The 15,867-nt window shown below is 59.8% G+C and carries 18 protein-coding genes and 1 pseudogene; 7 read left to right on the forward strand and 12 right to left on the reverse strand.

Annotated elements, in window-relative coordinates:
- Positions 1-820 precede the first annotated feature (820 nt).
- The 5 genes and pseudogenes from ACP6KB_RS22770 to ACP6KB_RS22790 all read right to left on the reverse strand — a co-directional run bounded on the left by ACP6KB_RS22770 (position 821) and on the right by ACP6KB_RS22790 (position 5,359).
- The gene (locus ACP6KB_RS22770) at positions 821-1,012 is read right to left on the reverse strand and encodes a YhfL family protein (RefSeq protein ID WP_133216705.1); all 192 of its coding nucleotides are present in this window, start codon (positions 1,010-1,012) and stop codon (positions 821-823) included.
- 116 nt (positions 1,013-1,128) lie between these two features.
- Positions 1,129-2,253: an agmatine deiminase family protein gene (locus ACP6KB_RS22775; protein ID WP_442109521.1), complete on the reverse strand. Its 1,125-nt coding sequence runs from the start codon at positions 2,251-2,253 to the stop codon at positions 1,129-1,131.
- 36 nt (positions 2,254-2,289) lie between these two features.
- On the reverse strand, positions 2,290-3,393 hold the full coding sequence (locus tag ACP6KB_RS22780; RefSeq protein WP_442109523.1) for an extracellular solute-binding protein: 1,104 nt from the start codon (positions 3,391-3,393) through the stop codon (positions 2,290-2,292).
- Position 3,394: 1 nt separating this feature from the next.
- Positions 3,395-4,303 carry an N-carbamoylputrescine amidase gene (gene aguB, locus ACP6KB_RS22785; RefSeq protein ID WP_442109525.1) on the reverse strand — a complete coding sequence of 303 codons (909 nt, stop codon included), beginning with the start codon at positions 4,301-4,303 and terminating at the stop codon, positions 3,395-3,397.
- Between the two features lie 4 nt (positions 4,304-4,307).
- Positions 4,308-5,359: pseudogene (locus ACP6KB_RS22790) on the reverse strand (agmatine deiminase family protein).
- 132 nt (positions 5,360-5,491) lie between these two features.
- Here ACP6KB_RS22790 and ACP6KB_RS22795 point away from each other — a divergent pair.
- Complete coding sequence (locus ACP6KB_RS22795) at positions 5,492-6,361, forward strand: LysR family transcriptional regulator (protein WP_442109527.1); 870 nt, start codon at positions 5,492-5,494, stop codon at positions 6,359-6,361.
- Between the two features lie 284 nt (positions 6,362-6,645).
- Positions 6,646-6,882 (forward strand): hypothetical protein, encoded by a 237-nt coding sequence (locus ACP6KB_RS22800; protein WP_442109529.1) that lies wholly within the window; start codon positions 6,646-6,648, stop codon positions 6,880-6,882.
- 94 nt (positions 6,883-6,976) lie between these two features.
- Here ACP6KB_RS22800 and ACP6KB_RS22805 read toward each other — a convergent pair whose 3' ends face one another.
- A complete protein-coding gene (locus ACP6KB_RS22805) occupies positions 6,977-8,188 on the reverse strand; it encodes a YeeE/YedE family protein (RefSeq protein WP_442109531.1) in 1,212 nt (403 codons plus the stop codon).
- Between the two features lie 100 nt (positions 8,189-8,288).
- Here ACP6KB_RS22805 and ACP6KB_RS22810 point away from each other — a divergent pair, with 100 nt between their 5' ends.
- The gene (locus ACP6KB_RS22810; RefSeq protein WP_442109533.1) at positions 8,289-8,765 is read left to right on the forward strand and encodes a GNAT family N-acetyltransferase; all 477 of its coding nucleotides are present in this window, start codon (positions 8,289-8,291) and stop codon (positions 8,763-8,765) included.
- Between the two features lie 11 nt (positions 8,766-8,776).
- Here the strand turns inward: ACP6KB_RS22810 and ACP6KB_RS22815 are convergent, their stop codons facing one another.
- Together ACP6KB_RS22815 and ACP6KB_RS22820 are read right to left on the reverse strand one after the other, a co-directional pair.
- Entirely contained in the window at positions 8,777-9,418 is a 642-nt protein-coding gene (locus ACP6KB_RS22815) for a DUF1109 domain-containing protein (RefSeq protein WP_442114365.1), read from the reverse strand.
- A complete protein-coding gene (locus ACP6KB_RS22820) occupies positions 9,418-9,987 on the reverse strand; it encodes a sigma-70 family RNA polymerase sigma factor (protein WP_442109535.1) in 570 nt (189 codons plus the stop codon). Before ACP6KB_RS22820 ends, ACP6KB_RS22815 begins: the two co-directional genes overlap by 1 nt.
- A gap of 203 nt (positions 9,988-10,190) precedes the next feature.
- Here ACP6KB_RS22820 and ACP6KB_RS22825 point away from each other — a divergent pair, with 203 nt between their 5' ends.
- Genes ACP6KB_RS22825 through ACP6KB_RS22840 form a run of 4 tightly spaced genes read left to right on the forward strand, consistent with a single transcriptional unit; the run spans position 10,191 to position 12,584 of the window.
- Positions 10,191-10,466: a BufA1 family periplasmic bufferin-type metallophore gene (locus tag ACP6KB_RS22825; protein WP_442109537.1), complete on the forward strand. Its 276-nt coding sequence runs from the start codon at positions 10,191-10,193 to the stop codon at positions 10,464-10,466.
- Positions 10,467-10,496: 30 nt separating this feature from the next.
- Positions 10,497-11,330, forward strand: coding sequence for an MNIO family bufferin maturase (gene bufB / locus ACP6KB_RS22830; protein WP_442109539.1), 834 nt, complete (start codon positions 10,497-10,499; stop codon positions 11,328-11,330).
- Entirely contained in the window at positions 11,327-12,073 is a 747-nt protein-coding gene (locus tag ACP6KB_RS22835; protein WP_442109541.1) for an HvfC/BufC family peptide modification chaperone, read from the forward strand. The genes bufB and ACP6KB_RS22835 overlap by 4 nt, the downstream gene beginning before the upstream one ends.
- Before the next feature lie 37 nt (positions 12,074-12,110).
- Positions 12,111-12,584, forward strand: coding sequence for a DoxX family protein (locus ACP6KB_RS22840; protein WP_442109543.1), 474 nt, complete (start codon positions 12,111-12,113; stop codon positions 12,582-12,584).
- On the opposite strand, the gene phnE is transcribed toward ACP6KB_RS22840, so the two are convergent.
- From phnE to ACP6KB_RS22860, 4 genes are read right to left on the reverse strand one after another with little or no spacing between them, the layout of a single operon-like run.
- Entirely contained in the window at positions 12,581-13,348 is a 768-nt protein-coding gene (gene phnE, locus ACP6KB_RS22845; protein ID WP_442109545.1) for a phosphonate ABC transporter, permease protein PhnE, read from the reverse strand. The genes ACP6KB_RS22840 and phnE overlap by 4 nt on opposite strands.
- Positions 13,345-14,172 carry a PhnE/PtxC family ABC transporter permease gene (locus tag ACP6KB_RS22850; protein WP_442109547.1) on the reverse strand — a complete coding sequence of 276 codons (828 nt, stop codon included), beginning with the start codon at positions 14,170-14,172 and terminating at the stop codon, positions 13,345-13,347. Before ACP6KB_RS22850 ends, phnE begins: the two co-directional genes overlap by 4 nt.
- On the reverse strand, positions 14,166-14,960 hold the full coding sequence (locus ACP6KB_RS22855; RefSeq protein WP_442109549.1) for a phosphonate ABC transporter ATP-binding protein: 795 nt from the start codon (positions 14,958-14,960) through the stop codon (positions 14,166-14,168). The genes ACP6KB_RS22850 and ACP6KB_RS22855 overlap by 7 nt, the downstream gene beginning before the upstream one ends.
- Positions 14,957-15,811 (reverse strand): putative selenate ABC transporter substrate-binding protein, encoded by an 855-nt coding sequence (locus tag ACP6KB_RS22860; protein WP_442109551.1) that lies wholly within the window; start codon positions 15,809-15,811, stop codon positions 14,957-14,959. Before ACP6KB_RS22860 ends, ACP6KB_RS22855 begins: the two co-directional genes overlap by 4 nt.
- Positions 15,812-15,867 lie beyond the last annotated feature (56 nt).

The following is a 15,867-nucleotide window of genomic DNA, read 5'->3' on the forward strand; positions in this document are numbered from 1 at the left end:
TCGTACTGCGGCAGCCACAAGCGGCCTTTGCTGCCGAGCTGGCGCCCACCTTAACAAGCTGATCACCGAAGCAAGCCGTGCATTACGTTTCCAACCTTGTCTGCCAGAGCGTGTGCGACCGGCAGTGAATAAGGTTCTTCACGGATTGTCAGGGAAGGGTTGGCTCTGGCTTCGAGGGCTGTGGGCTTATCCATTTGATGGGGCGGCTGGGGTGGCCCCTTCCGCCTTTACGGCGGCCTCCTTTTTTCTTGGAAAAAGGAGGCAAAACCGCTGGCTCCTGCATCCGGCCCTGCCGGTGGGAGCGGGCTTGCCCCGCGATCTGGCGCGATACAGCAAATCGCGGGGCAAGCCCGCTCCCACCGCGACCAGCCTTCCCTTCGATAGCTCCACGCTTTTAGCTTCTGGCTTTTGCATCCGCGCTAGTTCAGGCGCCGCGGTCTGCGACTTCAAGAGGCTGAGTGGAGGTATTGCGGAGTGAGGTGACGGGCAGGAGCCCGTCAAGCGCTTCGGGCCATGGATGGCCCGTTAGCGCGGTCCTCGCGGGAGCAATGCCGGAGGGAAGGAACCAGAAGCGCAGCGTAGGGCCGGATGCAGGAGCCAGCGGCTTTGCCTACTTTGCCCAAGAGCAAAGTAGGCCGCCGTAAGGGCGGAAGGGGCCAGTGATGCCACCGAAGCAATTGGAAAAGCTCAAAGCCAAAGCCAAAGCCAAAGCCAATCCTGCCCCGAAAATCCGTGAAGAACCATAAAAAACCCCCTGCTACATCAGTAGCAGGGGGCTCTCGACTAATCCGCAAACGAACTAGTCAGCGCAACTCTAAAATTACTGCTGTTGTGGCAGCTTATCGATCGGACCGCAGCCGCCAATAACTTTAGAGATGGAAACCGAAGGGTGGAACAGGTAGTCGTACGAGCAGTTTTTTGGCTGGTTGTAGACTTGACCGGTGCAACCCGAAAGAAGTGCTACGCCCGAAACTACAGCAATAGCAACCGATGCTTTCAACAGCTTTTTCATACTAAGTCCTTTAAATTATGAAGCACCGCCTTCTGGCGGAAGCGCGATTATACGCAAAGCCCCCGAAACTCTCCAGTCGAGTTACCCCCTCGCCAGTCAATGGCCAGTTCGACAAGTCAAATCATTGGCAATTGATGGGTAACGCAGTGAATGCCTCCGCCGCCTGCAGCAATCGCATCGATATTGAGCTGCACTACTTCATGCTCGGGATAGAGCTCGCTCAACAAGTCGAAAGCCTTGGTATCAGCGGCCTTGTCACCAAACTGTGGAGCAATCACCGCACCATTGATGACGAAGTAGTTGATGTAACCCGCAGCAAAATCCGGGTTGTTCTTGCTGAAGCGACTATTACGCGGCTTAAGCGGTGGCGATACGGTATGCACTTTGAGCTTTCGGCCATCCGCGTCGGTCGCGTTGTTAAGAATTTCCAGGTGCGCCTTGGTCACTTTGTGATCATACGACTCAGGATCAGTGTCCAGGTTGGCGATGATTACACCCGGCTTAACAAAGCGTGCGTAGAAATCAACGTGGGCATCGGTGATGTCCTTGTTCTTGATACCCGGCAGCCAGATGATTTTGCGCAGCCCCAAACACGCCTTTAGTTCTTCCTCAACTTCAGCCTTGCTCCAGCCCGGATTGCGGTTGGCATTTATCCAGCAACTTTCGGTCATGATCGCTGTGCCGTGACCATCAACTTCGATGCCGCCACCCTCTCCCACCAGCTCACTGCGCAAATAGGTGGCCTGGGCATTATTGGCCACTAACCTCGCCACCCGCGCATCATTGGCATGCTGTTGCTTATCTCCCCAGCCGTTGAAGTTGAAGTCGACCGCCCCCAGGTCACCGGCTTCGGTGATGACGAAGTTGGCGCCGATATCACGCATCCAGATGTCATCCAGTTGAGTGGTGACAAAGGTAGTGTTTTTACTGCCGCACAGTTCTTCAGCCAACTCCCGCTCGCTGGCCCGACACAACACAGTAACCGGTTGATAACGTGCGATAGTGCTGGCGATCAAACCAATGGCTTCTTGTACATCCGCCGTGAAGTCCTCCCAGATCGCCCCCTGCGCACCAAATGAAACAAAGGCGCACTGTTGCCTGTCGCCCTCATCGGGCATGAACCACTGTTTACCGCCAGCAGCCAGCGCCCGAGGGGCGCTAAAGCCCAGGCCCATGGAGGCGACCAAACCTAAGCCTGCAGTCGCTGAAACCTGTTTTATAAACTCACGACGCGTTGGCATCTGGATGTCTCTCTAACGCTTGAATGACCGCAACCGTCAATGTCCCGGTGCTGTTTTGAACTTGGTCCACACCCGCATCCGCGCACGCATGTCGGACTGTGGAATATCTTTGCCGGTCACCAGTCGATCAAAGGCGGCCTCGTCCGGATAGATGTCCGGGTTGTTGCGCATCTGCTCTTCTACATCAGGCCGCGCCTTGGCATTGGAGGTAGGGTAACCGGTGAAGTTGCTGATGGCCGCCATGTTCTGCGGGCGCATCACGAAGTTGATAAAGGTATAGGCGTACTCCGGATGTTTGGCATCGACCGGAATCGCCATGTTGTCCATCCATACCGTGGTGCCTTCTTTGGGGATGCGGTATTGGAAGCTGACTTTCTTATTGGCGGAATCCGCCGTGCGCTGAGCCTGGGTCATGTCGCCGCTGTAGCCCAGCGACAGGCACAGGTTGCCGTTGACCAGGTCGGTGACCGGCTGCGACTGGAACTTGCGAATGTACGGGCGGACTTTCATCAGCAGTTCACTGGCCGCGGCCAGGTCCTCTTTCTTCGCGCTGCGCGGCTCACGCCCCAGATAGTTGAGCACCACCGCCAAAACCTCGTCCGGCGAATCGATCATCGAGATCCCGCAGTCGGCAAACTTTGCCGCCAGTTCCGGCTTGAACAGCAGGTCAAGGCTGTTGACCGGCGCATCAGCCATACGTTGGCGGATCTGCTCGTCGTTGTAGGTCAAGCCGATGGTGCCCCAGGTGTAGGGCACCGTGGCCTTGATCGCGTGCGGGTAATGACTGCGCAGCTTTTGCAAACCTGGCTCGACATCGTTCAGCGCCTCGAGCTTCGAAGGGTCCAGCGCCTGCAGGCTACCGGCACGCATCAAGCGCTCGGCCACGGTATCGCCCGGGAAGATCAGGTCGTAACCGCTGCCACCCGTCATCAGCTTGGCCTCCAGCACTTCGCTGCCATCCATGACGTCGTAGATCACCTTGATTCCGGTTTCGGCGGTGAAGCGCGACAGGGTGTCTTCGGCAAAATAGTCTGCCCAGTTGTACAGGCGCAGGGTCTTTTCTTCAGCCTGAGCCGAGGTCATCGAGGCCCCCAACGCCAGGCCGAGGGAGAGCAGCAAATGCTTGTGGCTGATGTTCATCTCACACCCCTTGGGTCTTCCAGCATGCATTGACTTGACGGCCATCGAGCCCCAGCAGCGGGGCGTACATTTCCGGGCGGCGATCGCGGTAAACGCCCCAGGTCAGGCGCTCTTCACGCATCGTGGCCAAGTCCAAGCGCTGCACCAGAACGCCCGGGGTGCTGCGGTCGGCTTCGGCCAGCATCTTGCCCTTGTGATTGCAGATGAACGACGAGCCGTAGAAGGTCATTTGCAATTCAGGGTCGGTGGTGGCCGCTTCCAGCCCCACGCGGTTGGCCGCCACCACTGGCAAAATATTGGCTGCAGCATGACCGCGCATTGCCATTTGCCAGTGATCACGCGAATCCAGCTCGGCAGCGCCTGGTTCCGAGCCAATGGCGGTCGGGAACAGCAGCACTTCGGCGCCCATCAACGCCAGGCAACGAGCGGTCTCGGGGAACCATTGGTCCCAGCAGATACCGATACCCAGACGCCCGAAGGCCGTGTCCCAGACCCGGAAACCGGTATCGCCGGGGCTGAAGTACTCCTTCTCCTGATAACCGATAGCGTTGGGGATGTGCGTCTTGCGATACACCCCCAGCAAGCGGCCATCGGCATCGGCCACACTCAGCGAGTTGAAGTAGGCATTGCCGGCTTTTTCGAACCAGCTCAACGGCAGTACCACACCCAGTTCCTTGGCCAGGTTCGCAAAGCGTTTGAGCACGTGGCTGTGTTGATACTCTTCAGCCAGTTCCAAGTGCTTGTGGTGCTGTTCAATGCAAAAGTAAGGCGTAGCAAACAGCTCTTGCAGCAGAATGACCTCGGCGCCTTGGGCGGCGGCTTCGCGCACCAGTTGCTCGGCGCGGTCGAGGTTGTGCTGCAAATTCCAGCTGCAAGGCATTTGCGTGGTAGCAACAGTCAGCAGGCTCATCGCTTTACCCCTTCACCGGCCAGGCTGGCTGCTGCTGGGTGATGCAATGCACCCCGCCGCCGCCATGCGCCAGATGATTGATCTGTACCGGCACCACTTCGCGCCCCGGGAACGCCTTGGCCAGCACTTGAGCTGCTTCCTGATCAGCTTCAATGCCGTAGGCCGGCATGATGATCGCGCCATTGGCGATGTAGAAGTTGGTGTACGAAGCGCAGAACACTTTGGCATCAACGTCGACCGCTTCGCTGGCTTCGTACAGCTCCATAATTTCAAAGCGTCGGCCCTGTGCATCAGTGGCCAACTCCAGGGCCCGACGGTTTTCACGGGCAACCTGGGCGTACACCGATCCCTGGTCGTGCGTCGCATCCACCAGCAACACGCCAGGGCGAGCGAATGCACAGACGCCATCAACATGGCCGTCGGTTACGTCACCAGTGACAAAGTCCGGGTCGCCCGGCAGCCAGATGGTCTTTTTCACGCCGAGGAAACGCGTGAAGATTTCTTCGATTTCCGCCTTGCTCATGCCGGGGTTGCGATTGGGATTGAGCAGCACCGATTCGGTGGTGATCAGAGTGCCTTCGCCGTCCACGTGGATGGCGCCACCTTCATTGCTCAACGCCGTGCCAAAGCAGCTCAGGCCCAGCTGATTGAGGATGCGCCGCGCCAGGCCTTCATCCAGGTCATGCGCCGACTTGCCGCCCCAGGCGTTGAAGCGCCAGCTGACACCCGCCAGCCCCTGTTGTGGATGGCAGATAAAGCTTGGGCCGGAGTCGCGGCACCAGCTGTCATTGACCGTCAGCTCGATCAGTTCGACGTTCGCGCCACACAACGCATGGCACTGGCGCGCCCCGAAGGATCGACGACCATCTTCACCGGTTCGAAGCGAGCAATGGCATTGGCAACACGGGCAAAGTCCACCTGAACCTGTTCAAGGGTTACCCCCCAGCCAGACTCCCACAGCGGTTTATTGTGTGGCCAGACCATCCAGGTCGCTGCATGGTTAACCCACTCTGCGGGCATGAACCAACCACTGTTCAGATCGCCATTGCACTGCATGCTTCTCACCTTTCAGTTAAGTGATTTTAATTACTGAAAACCGCGCTTGCGGTAAGAAACTCAATGCTATGGCTTCATAATCGTGACAACAAACGATAGATTTAGCCGACAACTGATCAGTAGAGCTTATCAATGCTAAAGCACTGGCCTCCCTTGAACGCCCTGCGCGGCTTTGAAGCTGCCGCGCGCCTGGGCAGCTTCCACAAAGCCGCCGAAGAGCTGCACCTGACCCAATCGGCAATCAGCCAACAGATCCGCAGCCTGGAAACCTTTCTGGAACAACCGCTGTTCTTTCGCAGCGGCCGCAGCGTCAGCCTGACCGACGCCGGGTACGACCTGCAAAGCACCACCCAGGCCATGCTGCAGCAACTGTCAGTTGGCATCCGCCGTCTGGAGCAATACCGCAAACCCAACCAACTGGTGGTCAACACCACACCGGCATTTGCCCGGCATTGGCTGCTGCCACGGTTGGGCGACTTTCATCGCCAGCATCCGGAAGTTGATTTGTGGTTGTTCACCAGCTTCGACCCGCCAGACATGGCCACTCAAACCATCGACCTGAGCCTGCGTGACGACCTCAGCGCCCAGGCCGAATGCAGCCACCTGACGCTGTTCCGTGATCGCCTGTATCCGGCGTGTCATCCGGATTTGCTTAACACCCCCGCCGAACAGCGCACCACCTTGCACGGCGAACGGGAAATGGACTGGAGCCACTGGGTGGTTGAAGGCGGCGAAGATGTCGGGCAACGCAGCAATGGCCTGAACTTCTCCGACCCTGGCCTGTTGCTCGATGCCGCCTGCGCGGGCCATGGCATCGCCCTGGTCAGCCAGTTACTGGCGGGCCAGGCCCGCACTCAAGGGCTATTGCAGCCACTGTGTGGGCAAACGGTGCGTGGTCCTGACTGGAGTTGTCTGACTCATCGGGACAGCGAGAAAAGCCCACTGACGCGGAGCTTTAGTACGTGGTTGCAGGGGTGTTTGGTGGATGAAAGGGACAGATAAATCTCTATTTCGTGTAGTCCAATTCCCAAGCATAATCCCCGGGCACTTCAGCTGTTGCGCCTGCCTCGGTGGCTGCCTAGTCTTGGTCGGTCGTTGCCAATTCAACGACCGGTTTTGACAGACCGCCCCTTACTTAGGCGCTACAACTGTCTTTATGGCAACTGTATGCGGGGCACACTCGTGTGCGCCAGGTTCCTAAGTCCCTGGTCTGTCAACCTGCGTACAGCTGCCACCCATTCGTTTGACAGCGGTAAGTGGCAGCTCCACAGACTTGGGAGCCAATCGTGCTGAAAATCGTCCCCGATCCCCCGCTTCTTCCCACCGACATTCCACATTGCATCGAAGACGCCCTGGTGTACGCCTCCGAGCATCTGACTTGTGCACTGGCCGTCACTCAGCAAGCCGTGTTGCTGCAACCTGACATGCACGGGCAAGCGCTGGTGCGTGCAGCCGTGCATGAAATGGAGACCGCGCGCAGTCGTGTTGAGCAGGCCCTGGCCTGCATTCAGATGGCGAGCTGACTGTAGGAGCGGGCTTGCCCCGCGATAGCGATCTGTCTGTTACATCGCATCGCGGGGCAAGCCCGCCCCCACAGGTAATTGCTCCCACCGCAGATCAGCAACCACTCAAGGTTGCCGGACGCCGTTCACCTTCAAAGAAAAACGGCCGAATCCGCACACCAATCACGTTGCCAGCATAGGCAGCAAGCAACCACAACCAGCCATGCACACTGCCCGAGGCAATGCCGCTGAAGTACGCGCCGATGTTGCAGCCATAGGCCAGGCGCGAACCGTAACCAAGCAACAGTCCGCCAATCACCGCCGCCACCAGCGAGCGCACAGGGATGTTCAGGTTCGGCGCGAAGCGACCCGCCAGACCTGCCGCCAGCAGCGCTCCGAGCACAATGCCAATATCCATCACCGTGGTGACATCCTCCCACAGCGGTGAGGCCAACGCCTTGGCATTGGCCGGCACCTGCCAGAACGCCCAGCTACCAACGTCTACACCCAATCCACCAAGGGTTTTCGCGCCCCACAAGGCAAACGCAGAGGTGATGCCCCAGGGGCGACCGGCCAAGGCCAGGGTCAGGTAGTTGAGCAATGCCAGCGCCACCGCGCCCCACAACAGCGGCCAAGGCCCACGCAGAAAACGCCGCAGCCCCTGATGCTCGCTGCGCACTGCAGGTTCGAGCTGACCATGACGGCGCTTTTCCAGCAGCACCGTTACCCCGGCAATCACCGCGAACACCAGCAGGCTCAGAAGCAACGCAGGCAGCAGGCCAAAGGCCTGAACAATCGAAGTGGCCGGGAACGACGGCAGCGCGAACCACCAATCAACGTGATGGGTGGCCGTCACCGAACCAATGATGAAGAACAGCAACGTCACCAGCATCCGGGCGTTACCGCCACCGACCGTGAACAAGGTACCGGAGGCACAACCGCCGCCCATCTGCATGCCGATACCGAAGATGAACGCACCGAACACCACCGAGACCCCGGCCGGCGCAACCAGACCTTTGACCGGCTGGCCGAACAAGGTGCCAGCATCCAGCGCCGGGAAGAACAGCAACACCGCGAGGGTGAGCATCACCATTTGTGCCCGCAGGCCTGCGCCGCGACGCTCGTTGATGAACACACGCCAGGCTGACGTGAAGCCAAAGGCGGCGTGGTACAGGGTCAGGCCCAAGGCTGCACCGACGATCAACAGCAACACCTGATTGGTGCCGACTCGGGCCTGCAGGAACAGGGCACCGATGAGTAACAGCGCCAGGGCAAACAGCGGCGCAGCAAGGCGGCGTTCAGGCGCGAGAGGGACAGAGAGGCTCATGGCAATTTCCGGATAGCGGTTTACAGGCGGCAATTGTACCTGCGCAATCCGCCAGGCAGTGTAGGATTCCCCTACCCCTCGTCCTTGAGCGAACCACCTTATGCAACTGACCCATCGCCCCGTCCAGGCCCAGGACATTGCCGTGATCTGCTGCTTTCCCCAAGGCCCGGACGAATTGTTCTACATGTTCCCCAAGGCCCAATACCCGCTAACGCCTGCACAACTGAGCGAGGCCATTGCCCAGCGAGCCGGCTCGACTGTGGTCGAGGGAGACGGCGCGGTGCTGGCCTTTGCCAATTTCTACAAGGCCGAACACGGTGGTGTGTGTGCCCTCGGCAACGTGGTCGTGGCGCCCGCTGCCCGCGGTCATGGTGTAGCGCGCTATCTGGTGCAAAGCATGATTGACCTGGCTCGCAGCCAGTTCGACGCGCGTGAAGTCTGGGTGTCGTGCTTCAACAACAATACAGCCGGGCTGTTGCTGTATCCGCAGTTGGGCTTTACCCCCTTCGCCATCGAGGAGCGTCAGGGCCCCGGCAACACGCGAGTGGCCTTGGTGCAGATGAAGCAGACGCTTTAGCGCGCAAGTACTTACCAGCGCAACAACCGAGGCCCGAGCAAGGCATCGATCACAGTTGGAATCGCCATCCCCAACACGTACCAGACGCCCCAGAACGGCACCTCCATCTCAGGGCAGTGCAGGCAGTAAGCCAGGGTTGCCGACGCGCTGGCCAGTAGTCCTGCGACCCCACCGGCCAGGCGCAATTGGGTGGGGGCCAAGTCTTGCAAGGCGCGGAACAGGGCAATGAAGCCGGGGATCGACAACAACGCGATGTTGAAGGGGCACGTGCGCCAGGTACGGCCAAAGATCTGTGCCAGCTGCTGTTCTTCAGGAACGCCGCTCAATACCACCAGCGTTGCCGCCCAGACACCGAGCAGCGGAACGCCGATACCCGCCCAACGCGGCCCTACCGCAAGGCCAGGACGCACCAGGCGGTTGAAGACCAGCAGCGCCCCGAGCATCAGTGTGGCCGGCAAGGCCAGCTTGGCCCAGAACAGTGGCGTTTGCGCGACCACGGCAATATCGTCACGTACGCCGAACAACAGCACGGTCAGCAGCACGGCGCCAATCAGGGCGACCAGAATCGCAAGGCTCAAACGGCGAGCAAACATACGCTGATCCACCGGTTCGTTGCCCGTGGCAAGCAAAGCAATCAGCTCGTCAGTTTTCATCATGCTCCTCGTATCATCGCGGCCAGCGCCTTGAGCCCCCTGTGTATGCCGATTTTGACTGCCGAGCCGGAGAGCCCGATCAACTTGGCAGTTTCCTCGACCGACATGCCCTCCAGCTTGACATGAACAATCGGCAGCCGTTGCTTGTCTGGCAAACGTTGCAGCAATTTGCTCAGGTCTCGCCTGGCCTGCTCAGGCTCCTGCTGCTCCTGGGCAAAGAAGTCTTCACTGTCGTCGAGTACATCATTCAGTGCATCCCGGCGGCCATAGCCACGCAGGTTATCGGCCAGTTTATAGCGCGCGATGGCCTGAACCCAAGCGGTCAATGGTTGTTCGCGCTGGTAGCTGTGGCGGGCGTTGTGCACCGCCAGCAACACTTCCTGCAGCAGGTCTTCGACATCATCCGGGCGGGTATACAGACGCTTGCGCAGATACCCACGCAGATGCCCGCTCAACTGATGCAGAAATTGCCGATACGCCTGCGCATCGCCATCCAGCCCTGCCACCAGCAAGCCTTGTAGCGATGCTTCACGCATGCGCAACAGTTCACTCTGAGTAGTTCGTTCCATCGAAGGCTCTGGTTACAAGGGAACAGAAGAAAGTGTCTGAACACCAGACAGTGCTGCCAGAAACCATAGCGTTTTCAGCGCGCCCCCGAAAAGACCAAAAAAAATCTTGTATCACTGTAACCGCTTCGCCAGCCCCGGCGAATTACTTCACGAGCCGCGAGCAACGATGCCCGGCCACCCCACCCTTGGAGACTGAAAAAATCATGAAAACTTTCGCCGCTACCGCCGCCGCCCTTGCCTTCGCCTCGATTGCCGGTACTGCCGTTGCTGCCTCCGATGCCCCGGCTCCTGCGATGGAAAAATGCTACGGCATCTCCATGGCCGGCAAGAACGACTGCAAGGCAGGCGCCGGCACCAGCTGCGCCGGCACTTCGAAAACCGACTACCAGGGCAATGCCTGGAAAAACGTCCCGGCCGGTACCTGCACCTCGATCAAGACGCCTCACGGCATGGGCTCGCTGACCCCAAAACAAGCCTGATCTACCGCACCTGCAGAGGGCGACGCGACCATGAACAAACTCTCCTCCCTGGGCGCAGGCCTGGGACTCAAAGCCGAACACTACGAAGCGGCCATAGACTGTACGGCCCCTGGCTTATGGTTCGAAGTGCACCCGGAGAACTACATGGTCGCTGGCCCTCGACTGACCTGGCTGGAAGCCATTGCCGAGCGCCATCCGCTCTCATTGCATGGCGTGTCACTGTCGCTGGCGGCTGATCAGTTGCCTGATATCGACCACCTGCATCGACTCAGGGCGTTGGTCAACCACGTGCAACCGGCACTGCTTTCCGAACACCTGGCCTGGTCCACCTGGCAAGGGCAGTACCATCCTGACCTGCTGCCTTTCCCGCGTAGCCATGAAGCTTTGCAACGCATCGTCGAGAACATCCACTTTGCCCAGGACATCCTCGCCCGCCCCCTGGCCATAGAGAATCCGAGCCACTACGCGCACCTTGAAGGGCATGACTACAGCGAAATCGAGTTCCTCACCGAACTGGCCCGGCGTACCGGCTGCAGCCTGTTACTCGACATCAACAACGTTCAGGTCAGCGCCCACAACATGGGCTTTGACGCCCTGGCCTATCTGGATGCGTTTCCAGCATCGTTCATCAGCGAAATTCACCTGGCCGGTTACAGCCAGGACGCCAACAGCTCGCTGCTGATCGACTCCCACGACACGCCCATCTCTGCAGAGGTTTGGGCACTGTATCTACACGTACTGCAACGAATTGGCCCGCGCCCGACATTGATTGAGCGTGATGACCAGATCCCGTCTTTTGCTGAACTGCTGCGTGAACGCGACACCGCGCAAACCTTGCTCGACAGTGTAGGTGAGCATCCATGAACAACGTATCGCTTGGCGCTTTCCAGTCCGACTTCATCGCCGCCCTGTATGGCCATTCGAATCCGTCCGAGCTATTGCCATTAACCCGTCAGGCTGGCTTTACGGTCTATCGCAATACCGTGCTCAAAGGCTGCGTCGATGCCTTGCAGGCTAACTTTCCGAGTGTTGAACGGCTGGTCGGCAATGACTGGTTTCGTGCCGCTGCAGCGATACATGCCGTGCAGGCTCCGCCTTCCGATGCCCGACTTATTCTGTATGGCGAACAATTCGCCGCCTTTCTCGAACAATTCGAACCGGCTCAAAGCCTGCCTTACCTGGCCGATGTGGCCCGTGCAGACCGTTTATGGATCGAAGTACACATCGCTGCTCAAGACAGCGCCCTGGACGTGGAAGCGATGAGCCGCATCAGCCCCGAACACCTTGGCCAGCAGCAACTGCGCCCACGTACTGACGTGCGTTGGCAGTGGTTCGCCCAGCAACCGATCTACAGCATCTGGCACAGCAACCGCCAGGCCTTGGCCTTACCCGAACCGCTCGACTGGCACGGCGAGGGCATGCTACTGCGCCGCCAGGCCGGCCAGGTGCTGTGGCAGCCGCTTGGCCAAGCCGAGTGCATCTTTCTCGACGCGTGCGCTGCGGGGCTGCCACTGGAGGCCGCTGCCAATCAGGTGCTGGCCTTCGATTCAACCCTGAATTTCACCACTCTGCTCGGCCAGCTTCTGGCGGCCGAAGTATTTGCCTGAACACCTGTCGGCCTGACGGTCGTGACTGGAGAACGCCATGCATACACTCAGCGACATTCCCCATAAACAGCCTGACGCCGGTAGCACTCTTTGGTCACGCTGCGCCGCGCAGTTACAAGGCTTGATCAGCGATTCGTTGATATCACTGGTTGCACGCCTTGGCATTGCCGCGATTTTCTTTCTTTCAGGCCGAACCAAGGTCGAGGGTTTTCTGAGCATCACCCCCAGCACCTTTGAGCTGTTCAGAAGCGAATACGCGCTGCCGCTACTCTCGCCCTGGTTGGCAGCCCATCTGGCGACTTATGCCGAGCACCTTTTTCCATTGCTGTTGGTACTTGGATTGTTCACTCGCTTTACCGGTTTGGCACTGCTGGGGATGACTCTGGTGATTCAGGTGTTCGTTTACCCGGATGCCTGGCCCACTCACCTGAGCTGGGCGGGCTTGCTGTTGGTGGTGATCGGTCGTGGCGGCGGACGCTGGTCGCTGGATCGCTTCTTGGGTATTCGCTAAGCCCGCACGAAACGCTGCCTGAGCACATCACTCAAGGCATCCACCAACAGCACCAGCACCAGCATGGCGATAATCACCGTGCTGGCCTGGGCTTCCTGGAACAGGCTCAGGGTGGTGTAGAGCATCTGCCCCAAGCCGCCCGCACCAACGAAGCCCAGCACACTGGCCATACGGATGTTGTTTTCCCAGCGGTACAAGCTGTAGGCCAGAAGCTGTGGCCAGAGGTTGGGCAACGTGCCAAAGCAGAATGCAGCGACTTGGCTGCCACCCTGCAGGCGGATCGCTGCAGCAGGTTCCGGCGGGGCATTTTCCAGTGCTTCAGCAAACAGGCGACCGAGCACACCCGAGGTGTGCAAAGCCAGCGCCAGGGTACCGGCATTCGGCCCCAGCCCCGCAGCCAACACGGTAAGCGCCGCCCAGACCAACTCCGGTATCGCCCGCAGCGCATTGAGCAATAAGCGTGCAACGGCTTGCAGCAGCGCACCGAAACGCCCTGCCGCCGGCAAGGCCAGCAACAGGCCAAGCATCACCGCCAGCAGCGTTCCCAGGCCAGACATGGCCAAGGTCTCCAGCGCGCCCTTGGCCACGGCGCGCATATGTTCAGGGCTTACATCCGGGCTGAGAAAGCGCACCGCATAGCTGCCCATCTGCCCCAGCCCGCCATTGCCGAACAGCGCCTGCAAGTCGAGATTCAAGTAAGCAAACGAGCCCACCACTGCCGCCAGCAGCGCCAGAATCAGCGAGACGTTGATCAACCGCCTCATGACAACCTCGCCCGCAGCAAACGGCTCAGTTGGTCCGCTAGCCACACCAGCACCAGGAAAGCGAGGAGCATGCTCGCCACTTCAGCGCCCGCGAACATGCGCATCGACAAATCGATTTGCTGGCCCAAACCACCGGCACCGACAAAGCCCATGACCACCGAGGCGCGTATCGCACACTCCCAGCGGTACACGGTATAGGACACAAGCTCCGCCGCCGCATCGGGCAAGATGCCATAGAAGAACGCACTCAAACGACTGCTGCCTGCCTGAAGCAGCGCATGCGCCGGGCGCTGATTCACCGACTCGTAGATCTCCGCATAGACCTTACCCAGCATGCCGCTGTAGGTAATAGCGATGGCCAATACCCCAGCGGTCGGACCCAAGCCCACAGCTCGAACGAACAGCAGTGCCCAGACGACTTCTGGCACGCTGCGCAAAAAAATCAACAGCCCACGCACCGGCAAGCGCACCGTACGCGACCAGAACCCCAACCGGCCTGCGCGTGACGCCGCCCCCATCGACAGCGCCCTGCTCGCCAGCAGGCTGGCCGGGATCGCCAGCACCAGGGCCAAGGCCATACCGGCAGTAGCTACCGCCAACGTCTGTAACGTCGCCGTCCACAATAGGGCGAGAAACTCCGGCTCATGCGCTGGCGGCCAGAACGCGCTGAGAAAATTACCCATCTCACGCCGATTCTCAGCCTGCAACAGAACACCCGGATTAAGCTCACTCAGCTCAATGCCGGGCCAGAGCAACGCGATCGCCAGCAGGGTCAGCAATAACCTGGGAAATGCAGCCGGGTCGCGGCTGTCAGCCGTCAGCATCGTGGAATCTGCAGGTGTGTCGTTGCCACCGGCTGCTGGGGCGAACCGAGTTGCTCGTTGGCATACAGGGCATCGAGCATCTCGCGGGTGACGTCTACGGCGTGTCGATCGAACGCGACCTGCCCATCACGAATGCCGATAACGCGCGGGAAGTGCGCCAACGCCAGCTCTACCGCATGCAAGCTGGCAACCAGGGTAATACCGCGATCACGGGCATACTGATTCAAGGTAGTCAGGCTATGCTCAGCCAGCACCGGGTCCATCGCTGAAACCGGTTCGTCGGCCAGCAGGATGTCCGGTTGCTGGTACAACGCCCGGGCAATACCAACCCGCTGCAATTGCCCGCCCGACAACTGCCCGCACTGGGCAAAAAGCTTGTCAGCCATGCCCAGCCCGGACAGCACCGTTCGTACACCTGGAATATCGCTGGGATGCAACAGATTGAGCAGCCCGCGCAAAGTGCCCCACTGCCCCAGGCGCCCGGCCAGCACTGCGGTTACCACCCGCTGGCGGGGAGGTAGCGGCGGTGCCTGGTGAATCAGGCCGATCCGTGCGCGCAGACGCTGACGAGCCTGCGCGGAGAGCCGCCAGGGCGCCTCTCCGAGCAGCTCGATACTGCCGTCGCTGGGCGCCACTGCGCTGGCGATCAGATTCAGCAAGCTGGACTTGCCGGCGCCCGAAGGCCCAATGATCGCCACCCGTTCGCCGGCCTCAACGCGCAAGTCTATCGCTTGTAATGCCTGAACCTGACCCAAGCGCAGACTCGTGCCGTTGAGTGTGATCGTCACTTGAGCAACTCAGCGGCGCGAGCAGCCTCCTCGATGCCCTTGTAATTGTCCGGGCTGGTTTCGATAAAGCGGCTCGCCGCCTGCAGATCGAGAATCTCTTTGTCGGCTGGCTTGGCGGGGTCAAGGTCAAGGAACGCTTGTTTGATCTTCTCTTTCAAGGCCGGGTCAAGGCTGCCGCGCACCGTCCAGTTGTAGTCGTAGTATTGCGGGGTGGTGGCGAACACCGTGACCTTGTTGGTGTCGACCTTGCCCGAGTCCACCAGCTTTTGCCAAACACTGGCGTTGAGCACGCCGGCGTCGACTTTACCGGCCTGCACCCACGCCGCCGTGGCGTCATGAGCGCCGGAATAGGCAACACGGCTGAAGTAGGTTTCCGGCTTGATGTTGTTGTCCTTGAGCATGAAATAGCGCGGCATCAGGCTACCGGAGGTGGACGAAACCGAACCGAACGCGAAGCTCTTGCCCTTCAGATCAGCCAGGCTTTTGATCTTGGGGTTGGCGGTGATGAATTTGCTGGTGAACTTGGCATCTTGCTCACGCTGCACCAACGGCGTCGCGGTCGGGCTCTTCAAATGCACTTGAACGAAGGTGAACCCGCCCAGCCAGGCCATGTCCAGGCGGTCGGTGGCCAGCGCCTCGACCACTGCCGGGTAGTCGGCTACCGGCACGAACTCAACCTTCATACCCAGTTTCTGCTCCAGGTACTGGCCCAACGGCTTGAACTTGCGCAGCAATTCAGTCGGCGCTTCGTCAGGGATGGCACTGACCTTGAGGGTATCGGCCGCCTGGGCCAGGAAGGATGAGCACGACAGCATGAGACCGGCAAACAGCGCCAGAGGACGTTTGAGCATCAGGGATTCTCCGGTTCAATAGCGGGGAAACAGCCTTCTTCGGGCTGGCTTCCGAA

Origin of the sequence: Pseudomonas sp. NUPR-001 (assembly GCF_052147955.1) — a bacterium.
In the GTDB taxonomy this organism is placed as follows: Bacteria; Pseudomonadota; Gammaproteobacteria; order Pseudomonadales; family Pseudomonadaceae; genus Aquipseudomonas.